The 26,008-nt window shown below is 73.5% G+C and carries 21 protein-coding genes and 1 tRNA gene; 5 read left to right on the forward strand and 17 right to left on the reverse strand.

Annotated features, from left to right (window positions below):
• Positions 1–239: 239 nt before the first annotated feature.
• Complete coding sequence (locus ACFV5H_RS03610; protein ID WP_385192579.1) at positions 240–680, forward strand: ATP-binding protein; 441 nt, start codon at positions 240–242, stop codon at positions 678–680.
• A 155-nt stretch (positions 681–835) separates the two neighbouring features.
• Here ACFV5H_RS03610 and ACFV5H_RS03615 read toward each other — a convergent pair.
• A tRNA-Gly gene (locus ACFV5H_RS03615) sits at positions 836–909 on the reverse strand.
• A gap of 511 nt (positions 910–1,420) precedes the next feature.
• Between ACFV5H_RS03615 and dcd the strand changes: the two genes are divergently transcribed.
• Both dcd and ACFV5H_RS03625 read left to right on the forward strand, forming a co-directional pair.
• A complete protein-coding gene (gene dcd / locus ACFV5H_RS03620) occupies positions 1,421–1,996 on the forward strand; it encodes a dCTP deaminase (protein ID WP_030827650.1) in 576 nt (191 codons plus the stop codon).
• Positions 1,993–2,490 carry a phosphoribosyltransferase gene (locus tag ACFV5H_RS03625; RefSeq protein WP_217127216.1) on the forward strand — a complete coding sequence of 166 codons (498 nt, stop codon included), beginning with the start codon at positions 1,993–1,995 and terminating at the stop codon, positions 2,488–2,490. Before dcd ends, ACFV5H_RS03625 begins: the two co-directional genes overlap by 4 nt.
• Positions 2,491–2,552: 62 nt before the next feature.
• Here ACFV5H_RS03625 and ACFV5H_RS03630 read toward each other — a convergent pair whose 3' ends face one another.
• The 14 genes from ACFV5H_RS03630 to ACFV5H_RS03695 form a co-directional block, all read right to left on the reverse strand.
• Positions 2,553–3,590 (reverse strand): Yip1 family protein, encoded by a 1,038-nt coding sequence (locus tag ACFV5H_RS03630; RefSeq protein WP_385051386.1) that lies wholly within the window; start codon positions 3,588–3,590, stop codon positions 2,553–2,555.
• Positions 3,591–3,682: 92 nt separating this feature from the next.
• Positions 3,683–5,140 (reverse strand): FG-GAP-like repeat-containing protein, encoded by a 1,458-nt coding sequence (locus ACFV5H_RS03635; RefSeq protein ID WP_385051388.1) that lies wholly within the window; start codon positions 5,138–5,140, stop codon positions 3,683–3,685.
• 221 nt (positions 5,141–5,361) lie between these two features.
• Entirely contained in the window at positions 5,362–6,978 is a 1,617-nt protein-coding gene (locus ACFV5H_RS03640; RefSeq protein ID WP_385192581.1) for an NADase-type glycan-binding domain-containing protein, read from the reverse strand.
• Complete coding sequence (locus tag ACFV5H_RS03645) at positions 6,975–7,571, reverse strand: phage tail protein (protein ID WP_385051392.1); 597 nt, start codon at positions 7,569–7,571, stop codon at positions 6,975–6,977. The genes ACFV5H_RS03640 and ACFV5H_RS03645 overlap by 4 nt, the downstream gene beginning before the upstream one ends.
• Positions 7,568–9,526, reverse strand: coding sequence for a putative baseplate assembly protein (locus tag ACFV5H_RS03650; protein ID WP_385192583.1), 1,959 nt, complete (start codon positions 9,524–9,526; stop codon positions 7,568–7,570). The genes ACFV5H_RS03645 and ACFV5H_RS03650 overlap by 4 nt, the downstream gene beginning before the upstream one ends.
• Positions 9,526–9,984, reverse strand: coding sequence for a GPW/gp25 family protein (locus tag ACFV5H_RS03655; protein WP_385051396.1), 459 nt, complete (start codon positions 9,982–9,984; stop codon positions 9,526–9,528). Before ACFV5H_RS03655 ends, ACFV5H_RS03650 begins: the two co-directional genes overlap by 1 nt.
• Positions 9,984–11,894 (reverse strand): VgrG-related protein, encoded by a 1,911-nt coding sequence (locus ACFV5H_RS03660; RefSeq protein WP_385192586.1) that lies wholly within the window; start codon positions 11,892–11,894, stop codon positions 9,984–9,986. The genes ACFV5H_RS03655 and ACFV5H_RS03660 overlap by 1 nt, the downstream gene beginning before the upstream one ends.
• On the reverse strand, positions 11,894–12,631 hold the full coding sequence (locus ACFV5H_RS03665; protein WP_385051400.1) for a peptidase M23: 738 nt from the start codon (positions 12,629–12,631) through the stop codon (positions 11,894–11,896). Before ACFV5H_RS03665 ends, ACFV5H_RS03660 begins: the two co-directional genes overlap by 1 nt.
• 74 nt (positions 12,632–12,705) lie before the next feature.
• Positions 12,706–13,131, reverse strand: a complete 426-nt coding sequence (locus ACFV5H_RS03670; RefSeq protein ID WP_385051402.1) for a phage tail protein — start codon at positions 13,129–13,131, stop codon at positions 12,706–12,708.
• A 64-nt stretch (positions 13,132–13,195) separates the two neighbouring features.
• Positions 13,196–16,621: a hypothetical protein gene (locus ACFV5H_RS03675; RefSeq protein WP_385192590.1), complete on the reverse strand. Its 3,426-nt coding sequence runs from the start codon at positions 16,619–16,621 to the stop codon at positions 13,196–13,198.
• Between the two features lie 177 nt (positions 16,622–16,798).
• Positions 16,799–16,957, reverse strand: a complete 159-nt coding sequence (locus ACFV5H_RS03680) for a DUF6760 family protein (RefSeq protein ID WP_095534630.1) — start codon at positions 16,955–16,957, stop codon at positions 16,799–16,801.
• Positions 16,954–17,487: a hypothetical protein gene (locus ACFV5H_RS03685; protein ID WP_385051406.1), complete on the reverse strand. Its 534-nt coding sequence runs from the start codon at positions 17,485–17,487 to the stop codon at positions 16,954–16,956. The genes ACFV5H_RS03680 and ACFV5H_RS03685 overlap by 4 nt, the downstream gene beginning before the upstream one ends.
• Positions 17,487–17,930, reverse strand: coding sequence for a phage tail protein (locus tag ACFV5H_RS03690; protein WP_093764440.1), 444 nt, complete (start codon positions 17,928–17,930; stop codon positions 17,487–17,489). The genes ACFV5H_RS03685 and ACFV5H_RS03690 overlap by 1 nt, the downstream gene beginning before the upstream one ends.
• Before the next feature lie 71 nt (positions 17,931–18,001).
• Positions 18,002–19,597: a phage tail sheath family protein gene (locus ACFV5H_RS03695; RefSeq protein ID WP_385051408.1), complete on the reverse strand. Its 1,596-nt coding sequence runs from the start codon at positions 19,595–19,597 to the stop codon at positions 18,002–18,004.
• 221 nt (positions 19,598–19,818) lie between these two features.
• Here ACFV5H_RS03695 and ACFV5H_RS03700 point away from each other — a divergent pair, with 221 nt between their 5' ends.
• On the forward strand, positions 19,819–21,615 hold the full coding sequence (locus ACFV5H_RS03700) for a DUF4157 domain-containing protein (protein WP_385192592.1): 1,797 nt from the start codon (positions 19,819–19,821) through the stop codon (positions 21,613–21,615).
• Between the two features lie 114 nt (positions 21,616–21,729).
• Complete coding sequence (locus ACFV5H_RS03705; protein WP_385192595.1) at positions 21,730–23,100, forward strand: ricin-type beta-trefoil lectin domain protein; 1,371 nt, start codon at positions 21,730–21,732, stop codon at positions 23,098–23,100.
• 30 nt (positions 23,101–23,130) lie between these two features.
• On the opposite strand, the gene ACFV5H_RS03710 is transcribed toward ACFV5H_RS03705, so the two are convergent.
• Together ACFV5H_RS03710 and ACFV5H_RS03715 are read right to left on the reverse strand one after the other, a co-directional pair.
• A complete protein-coding gene (locus ACFV5H_RS03710) occupies positions 23,131–25,161 on the reverse strand; it encodes an ATP-binding protein (RefSeq protein ID WP_385192597.1) in 2,031 nt (676 codons plus the stop codon).
• Positions 25,158–25,802 (reverse strand): DUF4255 domain-containing protein, encoded by a 645-nt coding sequence (locus ACFV5H_RS03715; protein WP_385192599.1) that lies wholly within the window; start codon positions 25,800–25,802, stop codon positions 25,158–25,160. Before ACFV5H_RS03715 ends, ACFV5H_RS03710 begins: the two co-directional genes overlap by 4 nt.
• Between the last annotated feature and the right edge of the window lie 206 nt (positions 25,803–26,008).

Below are 26,008 nucleotides of genomic sequence, written 5' to 3' on the forward strand. Positions count from 1 at the left end.
CGTAGCCGCTCATGACCTCACAGTTGACATCTCTAGAGATGTGATGGAAGTCTTTAGATGTCTAGAGAGGTTGGAGCGGGTCCCATGAGTGTGGGAGTCCGTGTGCCGCGTTCGGCTCCTCTCTCGAAGACCGGGGCGGCGGTGTCGTCATCGAGTTCTGTGGGAGCCGATCGAGATGTCTCGACGGCCGGAAACGGCGCCGCCGTGATCGCGACGGTGGCGGCAGGGAGTGAGCGCGGATGGCCTTTGTGATCGACCGGTGTGCCTGTGAGGAGTCACCGCGGATCGGGATGATGGTGTTGCAACCCGTTCCGGAGTCCGTCCCCCGGGCCAGGCGCTGGTTTCGCAGATTCATCGCCCCCTACCGCCCGATGTGCTCGGTCGACGACTGTGTGCTGATGATCTCGGAGTTGGTGACCAATGCGGTCCTCTACGGGTGTTCGGACGAGCCGTGGGTCGTACGGGTCGAGTGGTTCCGGGAGGGGACCTCGCTGCGCGTGGAGGTTCACAACCCGGGGTTTCCGGCGAACGTGAGCCTCCGCCGGCCGGCCGCGGATGACGCGCACGGACGCGGGTTGCTTCTGGTCGACTCCATCGCCGCGTCCTGGCACTCCGGTCCCGGCCGTTCCGGAGGAACGGTGGTCTCCTTCGTGATGTCTGACGCCTGGCCTGCGACGTGAAGGGGTCTCTGCGGACCGGAGCCGGACGTCACCTTCGTCGATGCCCGGCCGTCGCGGCCGAGGGGGCGACGCGCCTTCTGGCGCGGATCTGGCACGCGGCGAGTGATCACAGAGCACAGCAAAAAGGCCCGGGTCTCTGACCTGGGCCTTCTTCGTGGAGCGGGTGACGAGAATCGAACTCGCGCTCTCAGCTTGGGAAGCTGATGTTCTACCATTAAACTACACCCGCGTAAGATCCAGACCCCGTCGAATCGATGGTGTCCGGACGCTCGATCACTCTACCCCATGTCAGGCCCCCGGTGTTCAGGACCCGGGGGTCTGACTGTGTTTCAGGGTGTGGATGCGGCTGCGGGGGGCACCTGTTGGGGCGTACCGTGAAGCCGTGGTGCGAGTGCGGGGTGCCGCCTGGAGGGTCGTTCCTTTGATCCCGTAATGTGGCTTTTGGCGTCAGGGCAGTTGGCCGGACGCGGCCTCTTGGGGAAGGGACTCTTGGACTTGATGGAGCGCACCGTCGTCCGCTGTGCCGATGGGCACGTGTTCACCGCCACCTCGTTTCCGATGCAGCAGGCCGAGCGACTCGGCCCCGGCCGGCTTCTGCGGTGTCCGCGCTGTGCGCGGCTTCGCAGCGTCGTGCCGGTGAGTCTTCAGAAGCGCTAGCAAGCGGTAGTAGCGGGCAGCAGCGAGGGCGCGCGGGGCGGCCGATTGTGGCCGGTCCGTGCGTCTTGCGTATCCTCGGGCCCGTGCTTCTCTCAGACAAGGACATCCGGGCCGAGATCGACGCCGGACGGGTGCGTATCGATCCCTACGACGACGCCATGGTGCAGCCGTCCAGCATCGACGTACGCCTCGACCGCTACTTCCGGGTGTTCGAGAATCACCGGTACCCCCACATCGACCCCTCCGTGGAGCAGGCGGACCTGACCCGGCTCGTGGAGCCCGAGGGGGACGAACCGTTCATCCTGCACCCCGGTGAGTTCGTGCTGGCCAGCACGTACGAGGTCATCACGCTCCCCGACGACCTCGCCTCGCGGCTGGAGGGGAAGAGCTCGCTCGGGCGGCTCGGGCTGGTGACGCACTCCACCGCCGGGTTCATCGACCCCGGTTTCTCCGGGCACGTGACCCTCGAACTCAGCAACCTCGCGACGCTCCCGATCAAGCTGTGGCCCGGTATGAAGATCGGGCAGCTGTGCATGTTCCGGCTCAGCTCGCCGGCCGAGCACCCGTACGGCAGCGAGCGGTACGGGTCGCGGTACCAGGGGCAGCGGGGGCCGACGGCCTCGCGGTCCTACCTCAACTTCCACCGGACGCAGGTGTGAGCGGCATGCGCGAGAACCTCAGCTACGAGCAGTTCGGCGTCGCCGTCCGTGAGCTCGCCCAGACGATCGCCGACGACGGGTACGAGCCCGACGTGGTGCTGAGCATCGCGCGCGGCGGTGTCTTCGTCGCCGGTGGGCTCGCCTACGCGCTCGACTGCAAGAACATCCACCTGGTGAACGTGGAGTTCTACACAGGGGTGGGGACGACTCTCGAGATGCCCGTCATGCTCGCGCCCGTGCCCAACGCCATCGACTTCACCGACAAGAAGGTGCTGATCGCGGACGACGTCGCCGACACCGGCAAGACGCTCAAGCTCGTACGCGACTTCTGCCTCGACGCCGTCGCCGAGGTGCGCAGCGCCGTGGTCTACGAGAAGACGCAGTCGCTGGTGAAGTGCGAGTACGTCTGGAAGCGCACCGACGAGTGGATCAACTTCCCGTGGTCCGTCCAGGAACCCGTGGTCAAGCGGGACGGCCAGGTGCTCGACGCCTGAGAGCGGCATGAGGAAGGGGGCTCCCGGCACCGGGAGCCCCCTTCCTCATGCGTGGGCCGGGGTCAGAACGTGCCCAGCTTCACGATCGACAGCAGGGCGACCAGCTGGATCGCCGAGGCGCCCAGGGCCTTCGGCCAGGGGAGGTCGTGGGAGCGGGACACCATGACCGTGAGCAGGGCGCCGGCCGCCACCCAGGTGGCCCAGCCGAGGATCTGGACGAAGGAGGCGTCGCCGCCGGCGAACATGGCGAAGACCAGGCGGGGCGCGTCCGTGATGGACATGATCAGCATGGAGAGGCCGACCGTGGGCTGCCAGGCGCCGTTGCCGCCGAGCTGGCGGGCCAGGGTGTGGGTGACCACGCCGAGGATGAAGGCGCTGAGCACCATCGCGACGGACGTCGTCAGGACGATCGGGATCGCGTTCGACAGCGTGGCGTTGATCGCGTCGTCGCGCGCGGTGTCGAAGCCGAAGACGGCGAGCAGGCCGTAGAGGAAGGTGACGACGAGGGCGGGGCCCCACATCGAGTGGTCGCGCATCTGGTGGAACGTCTGGGCGGGGGACAGGACGATGCCCTTGAGCAGGTCCTTCCAGCGCAGGCGGGGGCCGGCCGGGCCGGGGGGCGGGGCCGCGCCGGCCTGGTAGGTGTCGCCCTGGTTGTAGGGGTCCTCGTTGATCGAGAAGGCCTGGGTGTGCCCCGGGTTGTTGGCCGCGTACGGGTCGTGCGGGGCGCCCTGGGCGCCGTGCGGGTACGCGCCGTCGCCGAAGTACTCCGGCTCGCCGTGACCGCCGTGACCGCCGTGACCGCCGGGTCCGCCGTGGCCGCCCGGGCCGCGGTTCGCCTGCGGCCAGCCGCCACCGCCACCGCCGCCGTACGACGGCTGCTGCGGGTACGGCTGCGGCGCCTGCGGGTAGCCGTACGACGGCCCCTGCGGCGTCTGCTGCCCGTGCGGGGGGTGTTGCGGTCGCGCGTGAGGAGCGCCGTTGTTGTCACGGCCGCGTCCGATCCTGAATCCAGCCACGTCATCGAACGTACCTGGTCCCGGACGTTCACGTGCCGGACCCCGGCATTCGGGCCCGGCTTTGCTGCCGAGCTGTGACATCCCCTAAGGGAACGTCAGCCGGGTCGTCCGTCCTCCGTAGGGGCCTGTGGGGGCCCGGTCCTACGGAGGACGGAGACCACGTCGGTGGAGGGTCAGCCGTTGACGTGGAAGCCGAGCATCGGGTAGCCCGCCGACGACAGGCCGGTGGCGACGAGGCCGATGCCGCGTCCGGCGGGGTCGATCTTCAGGCCGTCGGAGTTGAAGACGACGGCCTGGCCGTTGGAGTCGTTCTCCCACGGCATGCCGACGGTCAGGTCGGCCTTGCCGTCGCCCGTGACGTCGGAGAGGAGGACCTCGCCGCCGAAGCCGTCGCCCTCCTCGTTGCCGCCGGGGACGCCCGGGGTGTCCTGGTCCAGGGACTGGGAGCCGGTCTCCTGGAGGCCGTCGGCGCCGCCGTAGACCACGGAGACCATGCCGGTGTCCTTGTCGTCGCCCAGGTCCTCGCCCGGCGCGCCGATGACGAGGTCGTCGTGGCCGTCGCCGTCGATGTCGCCGAGGGAGACCTCGTAGCCGAAGTTGTCGCCGGTCTCGTTGCCGCCGGGGATGCCCGGGGTGTCCTGGTTGACGCGCTCGATGCCGCCCTCGGGGCCGTACGACGTGCCGTAGACGACGTCCACCGACCCGCCCTTGGCGGTGCCCGGGGTGTTCGTGGCGGGGTCCCACGAGTTGCCGATGACGATGTCGCCGTAGCCGTCGCCGTTCACGTCGCCGATGTCGGAGATGATGCCGGCGGGGAGCTTCCGGGCGCCCGAGGCGGTGGCGCCGGAGGAGGAGCCGGGCAGCCAGTAGTTGGCGTTGTACGAGTAGTCGCTGTCGCTGTCGCCCTCGTAGCCGTCGACGACCAGGTCGGTGCGGCCGTCGGCGTCGGTGTCGCCGGGGGTGAGGTTGAAGATGTCGAGGCCCTGCACCTTCAGGACGGGCGTCGTGACGGTGTAGCGGCCGCCGGTGGAGCCGGACTTGGAGAATCCGCCGCGGTAGATGTCGACCGTGTTCATGTCCGAGGAGATCGCGAGGTCGGCCTTGCCGTCGCCGTTGTAGTCGCCGGCGGCGACCACCTGGCCGAACCAGTCGTGGGCGGAGGGGGTGGGGTCGTGCACGGTGGTGCCGCCGGACAGGCCCCCGGAGCCGCCCCACAGGATGACGACGGTGCCGCCGTTGGCGTCCGAGCCGCCGTCCTCGCCGGGGGCGCCCACGGCGAGGTCGGCGTAGCCGTCGCCGTTGAAGTCGCCGGGCGCGGTGTGGGCGCCGAACTGGTCGTCCTTCTCGGCGGCGCCCGGGACGCCCGCGCTGTTCTGGGTGAGGGTCTGGATCTTGCTCGCGCCGGCGCCCTGGGGGGAGCCGTAGAGGATCGACACGGCGCCGGCGCCGCTCTGGCCGCTCACGGAGGCGAGGGGGGCGGTGACCGCGACGTCCCCGTAGCCGTCACCGTTGAAGTCGCTGTCGGTGCCCGAGGGGGCGGCGGACGCGGGACCGGCCATGGCGACCAGCAGGCCGCCGGTGAGCGCGGCCGCGGTGGCGGTCGCGAGAGCGGTGCGGAGGTTCTTGTGCAAGGAGGTCTCCTGCGGTGTGCGGGACGGCCGCCGGGAACGGTCGTCCACGGGTCGTGGGGCGCCGTGTTGCCCGTGTTTCGCCCTGGGTTGTCCTGCGGTTCACGGGTGATCGCCGATCAGGAGACCCCCGAGCGGGCCCGGGGGTTGTACGTGGACATGGCGAAATAGGGAAATGGCGGAACGGTGGAACCGGGGCGGCCGTGGGGCGGACCCGGCGGCCGTCAGGTGTTGTTGCTCGAAGGGCCGAAGAACTCGATCTCGGCGATCGCCACCTGCTTCTTCGGGTCGGCGCCGTAGGCCGAGCGCAGGACGAAGCGCACGGCGGTCACCTCACCGACCCGGAACTTGCGGCGCTGACCGCCGGCGCCCTGGTCCAGGGTGATGGTGCGGGTGATCTTCTTGCCGTCGGCGAGGGTGATCAGGGCGTCGAGCTGACGCGGGAGCGCCGACTTCGAGAGCTGGTCCGGCTTGGTCGAGGTGCCGGGGGTGATCACGAGGTCCAGCAGGCGGGTCGGCCGGTCGAAGGTGGCCTCCAGCCATTCGCCCTCGGCGGCCTGCGCGATGCCGGGGCCCCACCAGGTGTTGTTGAGCTTGTCGAAGGCGAGGGGCGCGCCGTGCTCGGAGAAGGAGCGGGACGCCTTGACGCTGGACGGGCCGATCGGGGCCCGCTTGGCGAAGTGGTCGCGGGTGGCCTGGATCATCGCGCCCAGGTTCACGATCAGGGCGACGGCCAGTCCGATGACGACGGCGGCGACGACCCAGTTCCAGATGTGGCCGAAGCCCCGGCGCAGCCGCGGGCGCTCGCCCGCCCAGGCCGACTCGGCGTCCCGGGCGCCGAACATCCGGCGCCACCAGGGCAGCCGTTCCGGGGTGTCCTCGCCGCGGGTCATCGACATGGCGCAGCGGGAGCAGTAGTGCCGTTCGGGGCGGTTGAGGGTGGAGCACCAGGGGCAGGGGACGCCGCCCTCCGCGTCGGACTGCGGGCCCACGGCGCGGACCTGGGGGCGGTGGGCGACGGGACGTCCGGGCAGGACCGGCGCGACGTCGGGCTCCTCCGGGGCGCGGGGCTCCGGGTCGGCGACGGGGACGAGGAGGGACCTGGCCCGCTCGGCGGCGTCGTCGTGGTGGGGGTGCTGCTGCGACGGCTCGGGGGAGTCCGTCACGGACGGCAGGGGTTCGGTGTCGTCGTCGGGGGCCGTGGTGTACGGGGCGGCAGGGGTGACGGGGGGCCGCTCGTCGGCCCGGTGGGCGTGGGGTCCGTCGGGTGCGGGGGGAGTGGTCCCGGTGGCGTGGTCCGGCCCGTCGTCGTGCCCGTCGCCGGGTCCGTGCGGGGCGGGGGACGGGGGTGTTCCCGGTACGGCGGCCCGGCGGTCACGGGGCCGGTCGGGGGAGGTCCCGGTGGCGTGGTCCGGCCCGTCCTCGTGTCCGTCGCCGGGTCCGTGCGGGGCGGGGGACGGGGGTGTTCCCGGTACGGCGGCCCGGTCGTCGGCATGTGACGTCACTGCCGGTGCCGGTGCCGATGTCGCCGCCGGTGCGGCTGCCGGTGCGGTGCGAGGGGTGCCGGAGTCCGCCGGTGCCGTACGGGGGCGCGGTATCGCGGCGCGGCCCCGGTCGCCGGGGCCGTCCCCGTGGCCGGCGTCGGTCCTGGCGGACCCGGTACCGGCGCCGGGGGCCGTCGTGGTCCGTGCCGTGGGCTCGGTGCGTCCCGGCCGGCCGTCGTCGGCCCAGCCGAGGACAGCTCCGCAGGAGTCGCAGAAGGACTGGCCGGGCTCCGCCGGGGTGCCGCACTCGGCGCAGCTGGGGGCGGCCCGGCCGGGTCCGGAGGACTGGCTGGTCATCTGTCGGTGGTCCTTTCGGCGGCGGTCGCGGCGGTGACCTCGACCGTGTAGGGCATGTGGGCGGGGCGGGCGGCCGCGACCAGGGTGTCCAGCCGGTGGGTGTCGGCGGCGGTCGGGTCGGGCAGCGCCAGCGAGACGTGCAGGTGCGGGCGGCGGTCACCGGGCACCGGGCCGAGCGGGCGGGCGTGCCACTCGGCGGCGCCGCTCTCGGTGATCCGCGGCGTCACGCCGAAGACCAGGCGCACCGCTTCGGACAGGCCGCGCCGGGTGCCCCGCACCCGGTGCAGGTAGGTGGCGGCGGCGACGGCGGCCCGCAGCCGCCGCTCCGCCTCGGAACCGCCCGCGGGGGCGCCGTCGGTCTCGATGCCGTCGGTCTCGGCGCCGACCCAGTCGGCCAGCCAGCGGGTGAAGTCGAGCGGGGCGAGCGCGGGGTCGAAGTAGGAGTCCAGGTTGTCGAGGACGACCAGGAAGGGCGCGAGGACCTCGTCGAGCCCGGCGACGAAGCGCTGCGCCAGGTCGTCGTCGGCGAAGATCGCGGGCAGCATCGCGCCGATCGGCGCCGAGGAGCCCAGCCCGTCGACGGAGCCCCTCACGCGCCGTCCCCGATCACGCGGACCCGGTGGTCGAAGGAGAACACCAGGGACGGGGCGGACAGGTCGATCCGGTCGGTGGCCTCGCCGCGCTTGCCGGTGATCGGGTCGGCGGGGTGGAGGAGGACCTGGTCGACGAGTTCGACGCCGGGTACGCGCTGGAGCACGGCGAAGATCTCGCCGGCCTGGACGGGCCGGCCGAAGGGCCAGCCGGTGCCGTCGGCGCCTCCGGTGAGCGGGTCGAGGTGGCGGTAGAGGGCGTCGTGGGCCTGGCGGCGCACCCGGTCGGTGTCGGTGCCGCGGAAGGCGTGCACGGTGGCGACTACGGTGACGCCCTGGTAGAACGGCGGGCCGACGGCGAGGCGGGTGCCGATCAGCCGGCGTTCGTCGAGGTAGCGGGTGATGCGGGAGAGCAGCGCGTCGCCGGGGACGAGCTGTTCGAAGCGCAGTCGCCCGCCGGGGTCCGGCACGGCCTGGGGGACGACCAGGACCCGTACCGCGTAGGCGCCGTGCTCGCTCTCCTCGCCCTCCAGGCAGGTGATGCGGGCGGTGTCGGGGGCGGCGCGGCGGGCGAGTTCCTCGTAGTCGCGCAGGGTGACCGCGCGTTCCTGGGCGCGCAGGGTGATGGGCGCCCTGGTCTTCGCCTCCTCGACGGTCTCGCCGTCGACACCGCCGCGCGCGGCCTCCCGGTTGACGACCTCGGAGACGTACGGCACGGAGCGGCGCAGGACGCGGACGGCGCCACGGGCGACGTTGCCGGACCTGCCCCCGCCGGTGCGGTAGCGGCGGGCGCGGACGACGGCGCCCTTCGGGGGGACGGTGCCGTACTGGCGCAGGGTGCCGTCGGGTTCGCGTACCGCGGGGCCGAAGGCGATCTCGCCGGTGGTGGCGTCCAGGGTGATGTGCCGGTCGTGCGGGCGGGAGGCGGCGAAGTGGGGGACGACGTCCCAGTCTTTCCAGCCGTCGTGCTCGGCGGTCTGCAGCAGGACGGGCGGGGTGTCGCCCACGACGGGCGCGTGGGCCAGGCGCAGCCGCTGGCCGGGCAGGCCGGTGGACTCGCCGAGCGGCTCGTCGCGCACGGTCTCGGCGTGCACGGCGCCGGTGGTGCCGCCGAGGGTGTACGCCTCGGCGGCCCGCACGGACGGGGAGGTGGTGTAGAAGGGCTGGCCGGTGAGGGGTTCGGTGACCCGGCAGCGCAGCCAGCCGCCCTCGTGGCCGCCGTTGCGGGAGAGCACGTGTCCGCCGGGGACGTGCAGGACGACCTCGCCGGGCCGGTTGAGGCCACCGGTGGCGTCGCGGTCGACCTCGCACTCCGTCCAGCCGTCCTCGGTCCACGCCTCCCACACCAGCGGGGGCTGGCGCGGGTCGACGCCGACGCCGTCGACGCGGCTGTCGAGTTCCAGGGCGACGGCGCAGTGCGGGACGGCGGCGCTCAGGCCGAACAGCATGCAGTCGCCGGGGCGGGGGGCCTCGGTGAAGCAGAGCACGTCCTTGCCCTCGGCCAGGTCGTCGGTGCGGTCGGCGACCGGCTCGCCCCGGTTCTGCACGGCCAGCCGGCCGAGCGAGCTGGGGACGACGGTGAGTTCGCGCTCGGTGGCGAAGACCACGGCCTCGTCGCGTTCGGTGCGGGTGGTGGCCACCTCGGTGCCCTCGGGCAGCACCACCGGTTCGTCCTGCGGCGCGGACAGCCAGAACGTGACGTCGGTACGCGCGGCGGTGGGCGGGAAGAGGGTGATGCCGACGAGGTCGAGGAAGGCCAGGTGGTTCTTCTCGGGCACCCGGTTGAGGCGGTACACGATCTGGTCCGCCATGTGCGCGACCGCCTCGACCAGGGTGACCCCGGGGTCGGAGACGTTGTGGTCGGTCCACTCCGGGGCGCGCTGCTGGATGTAGCGCTTGGCGTCGTCGACGAACTGCTGGAAGCGGCGGTCGTCGAGGTGGGGAGAGGGCAGGGCCATCAGCGGTCGCTTTCGGGGAGGGGGCCCGACTCGCCCGTACCGGCCGTGCCGCTCGTGCCGGGCTCGTCGTGGGAGGGGATGACGTAGAAGGGGAAGACGAGGCTGCGCGGGTTGTTGGTCCCGCGGACGGAGTAGCGGACGTCGATGTGCAGGACGCCCTCGCCGGGGCCGGCGGTGACCTCCACCTCCTCGACCTCGATGCGCGGCTCCCAGCGGTCGAGGCTGGTGTACACCTCGTGCTGGATGCGGCCGGCGGTGGCCTCGTTGACGGGGGCGAAGACCAGGTCGTGGATGGCGCAGCCGAACTCCGGGCGCATCGGCCGCTCGCCGGGCGCGGTGGCCAGGACCAGCCGGATGGCCTCCTCGATCTCCTTCTCGCCGCTGACCAGGGCGATGCCCCCGGTGGGTCCGATGCGCAGGGGGAACGCCCAGCCGGATCCGACGAACTGCTCGGCCATCAGATCACCGGCTTTCCGTTGGCGGTCAGCAGACCCATGATCGGGACGGTGGCGGCCCGGATGCCCACGGCGGCCGCCGCGTTGATCTGCACGCTCCCCATCGCGGAGAGGGTGGCCAGGCCCATGGCCTTCAGGGAGAGGGCGCCCTTGGCGTCGACGCTGACGGCGCCGACGGCCGAGCTCAGGCTGACCGCGCCGCGGCCCTGCAGGGTGAGCGGGCCGCCGCTCTTGATGGTCACGGACCGCTTGCCGTTGAGGGTCAGGTCGGTGCCCGCCTCGACGGAGACCGAGCGGCTTCCCTTGATGACGACGGTGCCCTTGCTGTCGACGGTGATCTCCGTCTTCGTACGGTCCAGGTTGATGATCAGCTTGTCGTCGCCGGAGGCGACGCGGACGCCCTGCTTGCGGGCGCCGGTGGTCTGGCTGAGCAGGTCGACGCGGTTGGCGTCGCGGTCGGACAGGGTGTGCCGGATCGCCCGCCGCTTCACGCCGTCGTGCAGCGGTACGTCCCGGACGGGGGACGGCTTGTCCACGCCGTTGTAGAGCCCGCCGACGACGAACGGGTGGTCGAGGGCGCCCCGGTCGAACGCCACCAGCACCTCGTCGCCCACGTCGAGCGGGAAGATCCCGCCGCCGCGCTTGCCGCCGAGTTGCACGGTACGGGTCCAGTCGGAGACGTACGTGTCGTCCAGCCACGGGAACCGCAGCTTGACCCTGCCCTGCTTGAGCGGGTCCTGCACGTCGGTGACCAGGGCGTTGGCGACGCTGGGCAGACGGGGTGCGGCCGCCGCCGCCCCGGTGCCCCCGCCGCCGGAGGTGAGCCCGAACAGGGAGCGCCACTGGCGGCCGCTGACGGTGATCCAGGTCTCGTAGTGCTTGCCGTCGCCGAACACGTGCCGGGCGGACGTCACCGTGTACTTGCCCTCGAAGGGGGCGCCGACGTCGGTGAGGGTGACGGGGACGCCGGGGCGCAGCTTGGGGTTGCCGCGCACCACGACCTCCAGCTCGGCGAAGGACGAGGTCACGTCGTCGGCGAGGGAGTCCGCGGCGAACTTCACCTCGTTCTGCCGGTCGTAGGGCTTCTCCGTCTCCACGAGGGTGACGATCCCGAACGCCGAGGCGGCCTTCTGCGGGGTGGTGCCGATGGAGATGCCGGGGTTGGCGGTGGTGGGCGCGGTCGCGGTCAGTTCCTTCTTCGCGACGACGTCCCAGCCGCGTGCCTCGACCCGCCCGTACTGGTCGGCGGAGGTCACCGCGGCCCGGCAGCGCAGCACGTCGGTGCCGGCCTGGAGGACGAACGGGCTCTTCTCGCCGGGCGTGCTGGTGGGGGGCGCGCCGGAGGCCGGGTCGGGGCTGACGAACCGGAACTTCCCCTTGGCGTCGAGGGACATCACCATGTCGTTCTCGTCGGCGAGCCGGGACAGGAAGTCCCAGTCGGTGACGTTGGCCTGGCTGATGAACTCGTAGACCGTCCTGGTCGACTGCACCTTGCCGACGGCGACACCGTCCTGGCCGGCCAGGGTGCGGGCGATGTCGGACGCCGTCTGGTTGCGGTAGGCGGCGACCCGGCGGCGGCGCATCATGCGGTGGCCGCGGTCGTAGCCGCGGATCACGGTGAAGGTGCCGGTGCCGTCGTAGTCGGTCTCCATGCCGGTGACCTCGCCGGTCAGCAGCGGGTCGCCGGCGCCCTTGCCGTGGGCGACGGGGGAGATCACCACCTCGGTGCCGAACTTGATGCCCAGTTTGCCGAGGACCAGCCCGTGCGCGTCCCGGAACGTCACCCGGAAGGCGCCGGGCACCCCGGCACCCAGGTCGACCCAGCCGCCGACGAGCAGCGGGGCGAAGTAGGGCGGTACGGGCTTGCCGTCGAACGTGACGTCGACGATGTTGGAGAAGGAGGGCTTGACCATCAGAACGCGACCTCCCCGGCCGCCGGAAGGATCAGTTCGGTGCCGTTGGGCAGCCGGGACGGGTCGTCGATGTCGTTGGCCTCGGCGATCGAGCGCCAGGCCGCGGCGTCCCCGTACTCCCGCCAGGCCAGCGACTGCAGGGTGTCGCCCGCCACGACCCGGTGCACGCGCCGCGCGGTGAGCGCGCCCGAGGTCGGGTTCTGGCCCTTGGTCTGACTGGGGATCTCGTTCAGCTCCACCTGGCAGGCCGCCCTGATCGGTACGCCCGTGGTGCCGAACAGCGTGTAGTTCGCGCCCACGCTGCCGATGTACGCGGTGAACCGCGCCGTGGAGAACGACCCCCATTCGAACACCACCCACGGGGTGGACGGCTGGTCCGCCGCGATGCTCTTGGCGGTCACCTCGCAGCAGGAGAACAGCGCCTCGACCTTCTTCAGCACGCTGCTGTCACCGGGGTCGCCGGAGGAGTCGAGGAAGATCTCCATCGACAGGCTCCGGCCCTCGGCCCCCATGAACTCGGGCAGCGGGCCGTCGCGCAGGGCGGCGGACGGTGTGCTCTTCCACTGGGCGCGGCGGGTGAGGGTGAGCTGCGCCGGGTTGAAGTCGAAGTCGAAGGTCTTGATCAGACCGCCCGGTGTGGTGCTGTCGCCGATGGGGGGCTCGTGGATGGCCAGCGTGGCCCGCACCAGGCTCTTGCCCGCTCCGCCCTTGGAGCCCCTGCCTCCCTTGGCTGCCATGGTCCTTCGTCTCCGTCCTCGGTGCTGGTGTGTCGGTGCTCGGTACTCGGTGCGGGGCGTGGTCCCGGTCGCGCTCAGTCCGTGAACCCGTGGTGCGCGATCTCCAGGACCTCCGTGGCCACACTCGGGTTCGAGGGGTCCAGGGAGGGGCCCTGCCAGCTCACCGGCAGTACGTCGATCAGCCCCCAGCGCGCCACCTCGGAGCCGTCCGCGCGCAGCGCCGAGATCTGGGCGGTGGGGCGGGTGACGCCGGTCGTCACGGAGGAGATCCAGGCGGCGACCTTCGAGGTCTCCGGGGTCAGCGGACGGGTCAGCCGGATGGTGGAGAAGGTGACCCGGGTCGGCAACTGCCACACGAACCCGTTGTTGCCGCCCTCCTGGTACTGCTCGACCTCCACCGTCGACGCCAGACCCTCGCACCCGTTGAACGCGCCGAGGCTCTGCCCGTCGATGGTGAGGGTGAAGAAGATGGTGGATCCCGGATCGAGACCGCTGGACATCGGAGGGCCTTTCGGAAGCGGACGGAATGGTTCGGAGGCGGGCGGAACGACGGGCGGGTACGGGTCAGGTGCGGGGGTCGCGGAGTCTGCCGATGCGTTCCCGGTCCATCCGCAGCTCGGTACGGAGGAGACGGGTGAGCGGGCCGACCAGACGGTGGGTCAGCTCGTCGAGCTGCCCGTCGGTCAGGGCACGCGGATCGAAGGACTGCCCGGCGTGCGGGCCGCTCCCGCCGGGGTGCGGGTCGTGGGGGCTGTACGGCGGGGGCGGCCCGGGGTCGTACGGCGGAGGGGTGCCGGGGTCGTACGGCGGAGGTGGCTCGGGTGTGCGCGCGGGCGGTGGCCCGGGGGTGTTCGACGGGGCCGGGCCGACGGCCTTCTTCCAGAGCGACTTCAGCGCGTCGGGCACGGCGGCACGCTGGACGGGGACCGGCAGCACGGGGAGCGCCGGGGCGGCGGGGGCGTGCAACCGGGTCGCCGAGGGGGCGGCCGTCGGGGCCGGGCCTGTTGTGACCGCCCGCTGCACGGACGGTACGGCGGACGCCGGAAGGGCCGGGGCGGGGGCGGTGGGTGTGTGCAGCCGGGTCGCGGAGGGGGCGGCTGTCGGGGTCGGGCCTGTTGTGACCGCCCGCTGCACGGGGGAGACGGTGGATGCCGGAAGGGCCGGGGCCGGGGCCGGGGCACGGAGCGGGACCGGACCGGGGGAGACGGGTGGCTTGGGCCCGGCGACCGGGGGCGCGGGCACGGACACGGGGCTCTGCGCGGCGGTGCGCCGGATGGGGGCGGCGCCCTGCGCACCGGGCGGCACGGACTGCCCCGGGGCGGGTGCGGGCAGCGGCGACACGGGCTTGGCGAGAGGCGCGGACACGGGTGTGCCCGGAGAGGCCCCGGGGGCAAAAGCCGGTGCGGGCGTGGGCGTGGTGCGGCGTTGCAGGGGAGCGCCGAGGCCGGGCCGTGCGACGGCGGGGGCCTCGGCCCGAGGGCCGGGGAGCACGGGGCTGTGCTGTGCGGGCGCGGAGGCGGCCGGCCGGGCGGGTACCGGCGGGCCGGGCAGGGCGAGGTGCTGCACGGGCGTGCCCGTCCCGGCGCGGGGGCCCGGTCCGGACACGGGTGCCGTGCTCCCGCTGTCGCCGACCGGATCGGCGGAACCGGAGCGCTGGACCACGGGCGCGGCGGGCGCGGACGGAACCGGGGGCTTGGGCCGTCCCGCCGCGAGCCGCTGGATGGGGGGCCCGACGGGAGCGGCGGAGGCAGGGACGACGGGCACCGGTGCGGAGGCCGTGCCGCCCGGCGCCGGTACGGGGACGGAGGTGGAGCCGAGCGGCGGCAGCACGGCACGGCCTCCCGCACCCTTTGCCGGTTCCGCAGGGTGCGTACGGCGCTGAATGGCAGGGGAGTCGGCTCCGGGGGCCGTCGTTCCGGGCGTGGTGGGGAGTGCGGGCGAGGGGGCTCGGTCCGCTGCTTCGGGGCTCGTACGGCGCTGAATGGCAGGGGAGTCGGCCCCGGGTGCCGTCGTTCCGGGCGTGGTGGGGAGCGCGGACGAAGGGGCTCGGTCCGCTGCTCCGGGGTGCGTACGGCGCTGGACGGCGGGGGAGTCGGCCCCGGGTGCCGTTGTCCCGAGTGGCGAGGGGCCTGCCGGGGTGCCGGGTGTGTCGCCGAGGGCGACGACGGGGGGCGCGGGGAGCGTGGGCGAGGGGGCTTGGCCCGCTGCCTCGTGGCTCGTACGGCGTTGGATGGCCGGGGGGTTGGCCCCGGGTGTCGTCGTTCCGGGGGGCGCGGGGAGCGTGGGCGAGGGGGCTTGGCCCGCTGCCTCGTGGCTCGTACGGCGTTGGACGGCGGGGGGGTTGGCCCCGGGTGTGGTGGGGAGCGTGGGCGAGGGGGCTCGGTCCGCTGCTCCGGGGTGCGTGCGGCGCTGGACGGCGGGGGTGCCGCCGGGGGAGGGAACGGGGGCGGCCGGGATCGCGGCCCCGGAGTCCGCTCGGTGCTGCACGGCGGGAGCGGCGGCTCCGGGAGCGGTCGGGCCGGAGGACGGAGCCGTGGCCGGGACACCGGCCCGCTGGACGGAGGCCGTCCCGGTCGCGGGAACGGCGGCGGGCCGGCGGGTGCCGGACGCGGAGGAAACGGGCGGGGACGTGGTCCCGGAGGACACGGGAACGTCCGCGCTCCGGGGCGCCGGTGACGACGGGACCCGCCGGAGCGGTGCGACGGGCGCCGTGGAGCCGGGCCGGGCGAGGCGCTGCACGGCGGTCACGGGAACGGCGGCCGGCACGGACGCGGGTGAACCGCCCCGGGCACTCCCGGAAGAGCCGGCCGGCGCGCGCTGCACGGTCGGTGCTCCGCCCGACGTCACCGGCGTCCCCGAAGGAGCCGGCGCGGCAGGAGCCGCCGTGCCGGTGCCACCGTCCGTGGACGCGGTGGCGGGAAGTCCGACGCCTTCGGCCGCTGGGCCGCCCGACGGTCCGGAGGCCTCGGGCTGCCGCGTACCCGGAGCACCGCCGCCGGACCGGGCCGCCCGCCGCTGCACGGCGGGCGCGGTCTGCCGCAGGGGTACGGCCGCGGGTGCGGGGCGGAGTTTCGGCGCCATGGGCGACAGCGCGGACGGCACGGCGGGAGCCAGTGCGCGGGCCGGCGCCAGGGACCGCACCGGAGGTGCCGGGGAAGGAGGCACCGGCGCCTGCTCCTCCGCCGCTTCCCCGCCGTCCCCACGCGGTACGGACGTGACGGCCCGCTGGACCACGGGGTCCTGCCCGCCGGGACGGCCGGCCTCCTCGACGCCGCGGGGAACCTCCGCCTCGGCCCGCACACCGGAACGCGTACCCGTACCCGAGCCGGGCCGCACGGCCGCCGGGGTGTCCGTGCCCGGGGAGCCGGAGGAGGCCGCGGGCTTCGTGAGCGGGGCGGATCCCGGGGGCGGGGCCGTCACGGGCGCGCCGAGCAGCGGCCGGCGACGCGCGCCGGAGGGTGCGCTGCCCCCGGTGGCCGGGGTGGCCGGGATGGCCGGTGAGGTGGCCGGGCGCGTACCGGAGCCGCTCCTGCCCTGGCCCGCGGCGACCGGCAGGGCACGCCGTTGGACGGGCACCGCCGGGGCCGCCGTCCGGGTCAGGGCCGCGGACCGGGGGGCCGGGGCGGGAACGGGGGTGACCGACGGGCCCGAGGGGCGGCCGACGGCGAAGGGCGCTGCCGCGCGCTGCACCGGCGGCAGCTCCGTGCCGTCGCCCGGCCGGCCGGTACCGGACTCGCCGGGAGCGGCGACGGGCAGGGAGAGCGCGGGGAGTTCGAGTCCCGGCGAGGGCCGCGCCGAGGCGGTGAGGACACCCTGGACCAGTCCGCCGGGTGCGCCGTCGAGCACGGCGTGGGAGAGCGTGCCGGTGAAGGCCGGGTTCTGCCAGGTGCTCAGCCTGCCGCCGAATCCGGAGTCGGCGACGGGCCAGGACGGCCGGGCGGTGGCCCGCTGGATCGGCGGCAGCCCGGGCCAGGCGGCGGTACGCGCCACGGCCGCGGACGCGCCGCCACCGTCATCGCCGCCACCGTTACCGCCGCCACCGGCGTCGGCCGATCCCGTGGATCCAGTGGGCGCGGAGGACGTCTCCGGGGACGGGGCGGGCGTGCCGGCCCCGTCCCGCCTCCCCGGCGCGTTCCTCCGCAACCGGTCGAGGAATCCCATGCCGCGTCAGCCCTCCGCCGTGGCGCGGGTGACGAGCGAGGTGATCTGCTCCGTGTACCGGCGGCGGTCGCCGTGTTCGAGGTCCAGGATGTCCTCCAGGCTCCAGTGGAAGTGGTAGGCGATGTACGCGATCTCCTCGTGCAGCCGGTCGGTCGCGTACGTCACGATTCCCCCAGGCGGCTCCCGCCGAGTTCGACCTCGAACGGCTGCTCGCAGTGGGGGCAGGTCACGCCGGCCCGGGTGTGGCCCTCGGCGTTGACCTGCCGGTAGAAGTCCTGGAGGAACGCCAGGTCGGAGGCGAACATGTTCTCCACCACCCCGTCGTGCACCAGCGGAAGCGTGCCCAGCCTGGTGATCACCCGGCCGAGCAGGACCACCGACAGGTAGGCGGGGTTCTCCTGCACCCGGATGTCGCGCAGCGGGATCAGCTCGTCCCGGGCGGTCGCGAGCCGCATCACACCGTGCCGGTGCACGGTCCCGGAGTCGTCGACGTACCCGCGCGGCAGCTCGAACGGGAACTCGGTGCGCAGCGCCTGGCCCGCGGGGGCCGGCCCGACGGGGTCGGGCACGGCCTGCTCCGGCTGCGCCGGGCTCTCCGCGAACGGCCCCTGGGCGGCCGTCTCGGCGGCCCCGTCGACGGAGGCGGGGACGGCGCCGGCCGGGAGGGACCCCGGCCGGGCGGTGGTGCGGCGCATTACTCGATGACCAGTTCTTCGAACGTGATGGTCACGGTCTCGGTCAGCGCGGAGGCCTCACCGGCCTTCACCGTGCTGGTGTCGATCTTGCTGCACCAGGCGTTGCGCATGTTGTACCGCTTGACCGGATTGTTCTGGTAGTCCATCACCATGATGGTGGCGTTCTTGCGGGCCGTGGCCATCGCGCCGTTGACCGACTCGTTGATCCACTGGTTGAACGCGGCGGACTGGGTCATGCCGCGGACGACCGTGCAGGTGCCGGCCTTCTTCACACCCGGCATCTTCTTGGTGACGGGCTTGCCCTGGGCCGAGACCTGCTGGTACTCGATGACGTCCTGCTCGATGCTGAGGCCGCTGACCTCGGCGAGGTACTCGACCATCACACCGTCGATCTGGAGGCCGAAATTGTGTGACGTGAGGGCGTCACCCGGCTGCAGACTCATTTATCTGTCTTTCTTTCCTTCGGAGGAGGGGAGGGCGGAGACCGCGGGGGGTGGGGAGAGGAAGACCTCCCCTACTCCTCCAGCTCCCCGCTACCGCTGGAGAACTGGGCCAGCCGGAAGATCACGAACTCGGCCGGCTTGACCGGCGCGATGCCGATCTCGCAGATGACCCGGCCGAGGTCGACGGACTCCGGCGTGTTGGTCTCCTCGTCGCACTTGACGTAGTACGCCTCCTCCGGCCGGGCGCCGAAGAGGGCGCCCGAGCGCCACTCGTTGACGAGGAAGGCGGAGACGTTGCGCCGGATCCTGGCCCACAACTGGTGGTCGTTGGGCTCGAACACCACCCACTGGGTGCCGATCAGGATCGACTCCTCCAGGTAGTTGAAGTACCGGCGGACGTTCAGGTAGCGCCAGGCCGGGTCCGAGGAGAGGGTGCGGGCGCCCCAGACGCGGATGCCGCGGCCGGGGAAGGCGCGGATGCAGTTGACGCCGATCGGGTTGAGCAGGTCCTGCTCGCCGCGGGTGATCTGGAGCTCCAGGTCGACGGCGCCGCGCACCACCTCGTTGGCGGGCGCCTTGTGCACGCCGCGCTCGAAGTCGTTGCGGGCCCAGATGCCGGCGATGTGACCGCTCGGCGGAACGGTCCGGCTCTGGCCGCTCGCCGGGTCGAAGACCTTGATCCACGGGTAGTAGAGCGCGGCGTACTTGGAGTCGTAGCCGGCGGTCTCCTGGCGCCACACGCGGATGTCACGGGCGTTCAGGCCGGGCGGCGGGTCGATGACGGCGACCCGGTCGCCCATCAGCTCGCAGTGCGCGATCAGGCCGAGCTGGACGGCCTTGACGGCCTCCAGGTCGATGGCGCCGCGCTGGTAGGCGGCCATCAGGTCGGGGACGGCGACCATGGAGATCTCGTCCACGGCCTCCAGGCCGCCGAAGCCGGTGCGGTCCGCCGAGTCCCCGAGGTACTGGGCCGGGCCGGGGTGGCTCTCGGCGCCGGCGGCCGGGGCGGAGGGGGCGGCGGGAGCGGCGGCCGGGGCGACGAGGGCCACGGTCTGGTTCTCCGGGCGCGCGAGCTGCGCGGCGGGCGCCGCCTCCTGCACGGTGATGAGCTTGGAGCGCTCCTTCACCTGCGTGACGACGTAGTTGCGGCTGCTCTTCTTGGCGCTCACGTCGAAGTTCTCGACGGGCCGGTCGCCGTCCTTGACGACGAGCCTGAACCGCTCGGCGGGGCCCTCGCCCTCGGGGTCGGAGACCTCGACGCTGAGCGGGCCGGACCCGGCGGCCACGGCGGTCACGGTGAACGTGCCGAGCTGCTGGGGCGTCCCGGCGGGCAGCGCGGCGGGCGCGGCCGAGCCGGTCACCGCGGCGGGGGCGCCGGACGCCTCGCCCGCGGCACCGCCCGGGGCGCCGCCGACACGGACCACGTAGGCCGCGCTGCCGCCGTTGTTGAAGAAGCCGTAGACGGAGTGCGCCAGGTAGTACCCGTCGGTGAAGGCACCGAAGGCGGCGACGAACTGGGTCCAGTTGGTCACCAGGGTCGGCTCGTTCAACGGGCCGGACGGTGCGAGCCCGACGAAGGCCGCCACCGACGTCCCCACTCCCTCGATGGGGCGCGAGCCGCTGGCCACCTCCTCGACGTAGACGCCCGGCGACAGGTAGGACGGCATGCTCTGCTCTCCTCGGGGTACGAGTCAGGTCTGTACTCAGCCTCGCGCGCGCAGCGCGCCGCCCGGAACGTCTGCGAGTGCCGTGTCCGGGGCACCGCTGTTGCCCGGAAGGGCAAGGCACGCCGTACCTGCCCCCAAGGCTGCCCCGAAGGTCATTCCCCGCCTCCGGAGGTCCTGGCAGCCTGGCCGGTGACGTGTATCCGCCGCCGAGGGGAGTGCCCGTGCGCGGGCAGGACAAGCAGAGCAACGAACAGACCCCGGGAGCCCCGTCGCCGAAGCCCCGCAGAAGCGGCGGACACGCCGCCGGAGGCCCCTCGGCCGGGCTGCTCGCCCTGCAGCGGGCGGCGGGGAACGCGGCGGTGTCCCGGGCGGTCGCCGAGGAGCGCCACCGGCACGACGCGAGCTGTGGTCACCTCGCCGCCGGGCCGGATTCCCCCTCGGTGCAGCGGGCGGCGGGGAACGCGGCGGTGTCCCGGGCGGTCGCCGAGGAGCGCCACCGGCACGACGCGAGCTGTGGTCACCTCGCCGCCGGGCCGGATTCCCCCTCGGTGCAGCGGGCGGCGGGGAACGCGGCGGTGTCCCGGGCGGTCGCCGAGGAGCGCCACCGGCACGACGCGGGCTGCGGTCACCTGCCCGCCGGGCCGGATTCCCCCTCGGTGCAGCGGTCGGCCGTGCACCAGGTGCTGCGCACCGCGGGCCGGCCCCTGGACACCCCGCTGCGGACGGAGATGGAGGCCCGGCTCGGCGCGGACTTCGGTGATGTGCGGCTGCACACGGACGCGGTGGCCCAGCGCTCCGCCGCGGAGGTCGGGGCCCGCGCGTACACCTCGGGCAGCCATGTGGTGGTCGGCCGGGACGGCGCGGACAAGCACACCCTCGCGCACGAGCTGACGCACGTCATCCAGCAGCGGCGCGGGCCGGTCTCCGGCCACGACAACGGCAGCGGACTGAAGGTCAGCGACCCCGCGGACCGCTTCGAGCGGGAGGCCGAGGCGAACGCCCGCCGGGTGATGAGCGGCGCGGCCCCGGTGCGGGCCGGCACGGAGGGCGCCCACGGCGTCCAGCGGGCCGTGGACACGGGTGCGCCGCAGGTGCAGCGGACCGCCGGGACGGAGGAGACCGCCGCCCCCGGTTTCCGGCAGACCCGGGAGACGGGCGCCCTGGACCGGGACGTGACCCTGCGCATGCTGGACCGGATGTCCCGCATCGCGCTGCAGACCGTCATCGACACCAACGGCGACTTCCGCGACAAGAAGAAGAACATCGTCCGCGGCGCGAAGAGGATCACTCCCCATCTGGCCGTGTCACTCCTGCCCGACGGTCACCTCGCCATCGCGGGGAACACCGGTGACAGGAAGGTGACCGCGAACGACAAGCAGGTGGTCGAGGCCGAACTGCGGCGGTACGTCGACAGGTCCGACGAGGTGCAGCAGGCGAAGGCCGAGGAGCGGAAGCGCAATGTCGACCCCCGCGCCAACAAGGACCGGCTCAAGTTCCGGGCCCAGGTCGACGGCGCCTACGCCGGGGCGCACGGCGGGGCCGCGGGTCTGCTCGCCATCGACGAGGCCCTGAAGAAGCCGGTCCAGTGGCACGCGGACGGTGTCGAGTCGGCGAAGGGAACGTCCCTGCACGGTGAGATGACCCTCCTGGGCAAGCACGTCGAGCACTGGCTGGCGAACCCGAGGAAGGGAGAGCCCGTCCAGAAGGTCATGATGGGCGGCGTCAAGAAGGCCTGCAGCGGCTGCCAGTGGGCCTTCGACGCCGTCAACGAGCACATCGGCCGGCCCAACGGGTACGAGGTCGAGGCGGCGGGCACCCATGACCAGTTCTTCCCGGGTTGGGTGATGCCGGAGTGGATGAGGGCCCACCCCGAGGTGGTGGCGGCCGTCAAGCGGGTGGCGCAGAAGAACGGAAGCAGCCTGGAGGACTGGGTCCTCAGGGGTGAGATGTCGAAGTCGGAGGAGAGGGTCAGCCACGACCCGGACGAGTCCGTGTCCGAATGGGAGGCGGACGACTAGCCGGCGGGCCGGGGACGTACCGCCACCGGGCCGGGCAGCCGGGTGCCTTTCCGGGCAGCCGACCCTGCCTCACAGGCCCCTGACCCCTCGGGGCGTCTCCCGTAACGTCGATACGTGACCCTTTGGACTTCTCTTGAGCCGGCGTCGACGACGGTGGATCCCGGTGGCGGCACGACGGTGCGGTTGCGGGTGCGCAACACCGGTGACGTGGTGGACGAGTACCGGTTCGAGCCGGTGGGGGATCTCGCGCCGTGGACGCGGGTGGAGCCGCAGTCGCTGCGGTTGTACCCGGGGACCACGGGGACGGTGGAGGTGTCGTTCGCCGTGCCGCGGACACCGGACGCGGTGGCGGGACCGCATCCGTACGCGGTGCGGATCACACCGACGGAGCACCCCGAGGCGACGGCCGTCCCCGAGGGGAACGTGACGGTCACTCCGTTCACCGAGGTGCGCGCCGAGTTGGTGCCGCCGGTGGTGAAGGGACGGCTGCGGGGACGCCCGAAACTGGCGGTGGACAACCTCGGGAACACGAAGGTGACCGCGTCGATCGGCGGGAGCGACAACGGTGACCAGCTCTCGTTCGACCTGGATCCGGGCAATGTGCAGATCGAGCCCGGCCGGGCGGTGTTCGTCAAGGCGCGGCTGAAGCCGCGGGAGATCATCTGGTTCGGCTCGAAGCAGGAGCGTCCGTACACGCTGGCGGTCCAGCGGTCGGGCGTCGATCCGCTCGGGGTGGAGGGGAAGTTCGTCCAGCGCGGCTTCCTGCCCGGCTGGCTGGCCACGGTGCTGGCGATGACGGTGGCGCTGGCGGTCGCGTTCGTGGTGATCTGGCTGACGTACAAGCCCGACGTCCGTTCCCTGGCCACCGAGCAGATGGCGCAGGCCGAGGCCGGTGTGATTCCCGTCCCCAGCCCCGCGCTGTCCGCGCCGGCCGCCCTGCCGAGCGCCGAGCCGTCGACGGAGGTGAAGGCGCCCGAACAGGAGGAGCCGGCGGACACCGGGGACTCGGCCGGTGCGGGCTCCGAGGAGAAGGAGGAGCCGTCCGGCGGCGGCCAGGAGCAGGAGGAGGACGAGCCGGCCGTCCTGGTCGGTGACCTCATCGTGGGCGAAGGGTCCAAGCGGTGCATCACCGTCCCGCTGAAGAAGGGCAAGGCGCAGGACGGCACCGCTCTGGTGCTGCAGGACTGCGACCCCGAGGCCGCCAACCAGCGGTGGGACTTCCGGGGCGACGGCACCGTCCGCTCCATGGACATGTGCATGGACGTGGCCTGGGGCTCCGTGGAGGAGGGCGCCCTGATCCAGCTGGCCCGGTGCAGCGGCAACCCCGCCCAGACCTTCGTGACGAGCGCCGAGGGGTACCTCGTCAACCCGCAGTCGGAGAAGTGCGTCGACGCCATGTGGAGCGGCACCGCGAACGGCACGGGGCTGCACCTGTGGAAGCCCGGGGGCACGCCCAACCAGAAGTGGCAGCGGCAGTCGGTCTGACCCCGCGGTGAGCCGCCCCCGCCGGGGCGGCTACCAGGCGCCCTCGCCCGGCACCAGCCGCCCCGCCTTGCGGTACTCCCGTCGCGCGCCCTCCAGCAGGTCGGCCGTGGAGACCGGCCCGCCCCGGTCCGCGGCCGCGTAGGCGGCGGTGACCACGGCGCTGCGGATGGAACCGCCGGCCAGCTCGAAGTCCCGCGCCACCCCGTGCGCGTCGACGCCGTCCGCGCACGGCACGCGGGAGAGGCTGTGCCGCCACAGCGCGAGCCGCTGGCCGGCGTCCGGGAACGGGAAGTCGACCACCAGGTCGAGGCGCCGGGTGAACGCCTCGTCGATGTTGGCCCGCAGGTTGGTGGTGAGCAGCGCGATGCCGTCGAAGGACTCCAGGCGCTGGAGCAGGTAGGCGCTCTCCATGTTGGCGTACCGGTCGTGCGCGTCCTTGACCTCGGACCGCTTGCCGAACACCGCGTCCGCCTCGTCGAAGAGCAGGACGGCGTCGGTGCGGTCCGCCTCGGAGAAGACGCGCTCCAGGTTCTTCTCGGTCTCGCCGACGTACTTGTCCACGACCGAGGACAGCCGTACGACGTACAGGTCCAGGCCCAGTTCGGCGGCGACGACCTCGGCGGACAGGGTCTTGCCGGTGCCCGACTCGCCCGCGAACAGCCCCAGCACGCCGCGGCCCCGGCCGCCGCCGGCGCTGAGCCGCCAGTCGCCGAGCACCCGGTCGCGGTGGCGGGCCCGCCGGGCCAGTTCCCGCAGCCGGTCCAGGGGCGCCTCGGGCAGCACCAGGTCGTCCCAGGTCACCGCCGGCCGGATCCGCCGGGCGTGCTGTTCCAGACCCGAGGTCGACTGCTGGCGTGCGGCGAGCCTGAGGTGGCCGGGGGTGAGGGCGGTGCCGTCGAACGCGGCGAGGCGCCGGGCGGCCTGCACGGCCCGCGTCACCCGGTCCGTGCTCAGGTGGTACGGGGCCACGGTGGCGGCGAGATCGAAGCCGAGGGGGCCGGAGGGGGCGGCGGGTGTGCCCGTACGGGCATCGGGTTCCGCCCCGTCGTCCAGGGCCGCGGCCCAGGTGTCCACGGCGCCCGCTCCCAGCCGGGGGGCGTCCAGGACGAGGGGGTCGTGGTCGCACCACTGCGGGTCGTACGGCCGGGAGCCGGTGAACACCACCGGCACATCGGGCACCGACAGTGCCCGCACGAGTGCCCCGGGGGCGTCCGGGAGCGGGGAGACGACCACGGCGCGGTCCCGCAGCCGGGCCTCGCGCAGCAGGGCGTTCAGCGGTTCCCCGGTGTGCGGCCCCTGGGGGGTGTAGTGCAGGGAGCCGCCGGGGAGGGCCCGCGCGGCGTGCGCCAGGCCCTCGCCCTCGCGGTGCTCGCGCAGGTAGACGGTGAGCGGGGCGGCGGCCAGCCGGGCGGCGAGCCGCTCGGTGAAGGTGTCTCCGTCGGGTGTGTCCGCGGTGGACGTCACGGTGAGCGGGCGGACCCGCCCGGTGAGCGACGGATCCGGGGTGTCGTCGCCGAGGAGGTGGGCGAGGAGCCGGCCCGGGACCCGCAAGGACCTGCTGAGGAACGGGCGTTCCGGTTCGTCGACGTCGAGCAGGGCCAGGGACCGCAGGGGTGCGGAGGGGTGGAAGACGGCGCGGGCCTCGGGCCGGTGCACGGGGGCGCCGCACAGGTCGAGTGCGAGCCCGGTGGTGGCGCGGCGGCGGCCCACGTCGTCGTTGAGGTAGCCGTACAGGGGCTCGAAGGAGCGGTCGAGGTCCGGGGCGAGCGCCACGAGCAGCACCGAGACCTCCAGCGGGCGCAGACCGAGCCGCCGCGCGAGCGGACCGAGCCGGTCGCCGGGGGGCTCGTCGTCGTCCCCCGCCACGTGGTCCCCCGATGGGGCGGAGGGGGTGCGGAGGTGGTGCCGTACGGCTTCCTCGGACAGGTACAGGCCGCGGAGCGGGTCGTCGGCGGTCGGGTCGCCGGCGGCGCGGTGCTCGACCAGCAGGGCGACCCGCTCCCGGAGCCGCGTGACGCGTGCGAGGAGCGCCTCGGCCGGGTCGTGGTGGTGGCCGTTCAACGGTTCCGCCTCCCCCGCTCGACGTGGTGCGGGCGGTGGCCGCGACCGGGTGAGTCGTCCTGGGCGCCGTCGACCGAGCGGACCCGTACGACCGCGCCCTCGGTGACCGGCGGGCCGGCGTCGTACTCGGGGAAGGACGGGAACGGGACGAGCACCACCAGGTCGAGCGACGGCTTGAGTTCACCGCCGAGCGCGGACCAGATCTCGGCCAGCGACCGCGACTCGGTCTGGGTGCCGGCCACCGACAGCGACACGGAGAGCCCCAGCACGCCCAGGGCGGCGGGGAGTTCGGCGGGCGGCAGGATCTCGCGGGGCAGCAGTGTGGCCAGTACGGCGGACAACAGGCGGTGTTCGTCCTGTGGTTGCTTGGTCCAGGCGGTGACCAGGTACGACAGCCGGAACCAGCGCGGGGGCAGCCGGCGCTTCACGGTCCGGCCGTCGCCGTCGGTGACCGCGACCGTGCCGCGTTCGCGCCGTGAGACCTCCTCACGGATGTCGTAGAGGTAGGCGTTGAGGGCGGGCGCGTTGCGGCGGGCCGCCCAGTCCCGGGTCGGGGCGTCCAGCGACACCTCGATGCCCGAGCCGGCCAGGGCGCCGCTGCTGAGAAGCCCCTTGAGGACCTCGTCCACCTCGTGGATCACCGTCGTACTCCTGCTCTGCCGTGATGCGGCACACCGGCTCACTGGCTCACCGGCTGCCGTACCACCGGGCCGCCGGGCTCCACCGATCGTGCCCGTGGACGCGCGGCGTGGGGGGGGGCCCCCCGGGGCGGGGGGGGGGCCCCGCGGGGGGCGGCGGGGGTGGTTTGGGTTTCGGGGTATGGCAGCTTTGGAGGAACTGGGTGGGG

The sequence above is a fragment of the Streptomyces sp. NPDC059787 genome, from assembly GCF_042732315.1.
Classification (GTDB): domain Bacteria; phylum Actinomycetota; class Actinomycetes; order Streptomycetales; family Streptomycetaceae; genus Streptomyces; species Streptomyces atrovirens.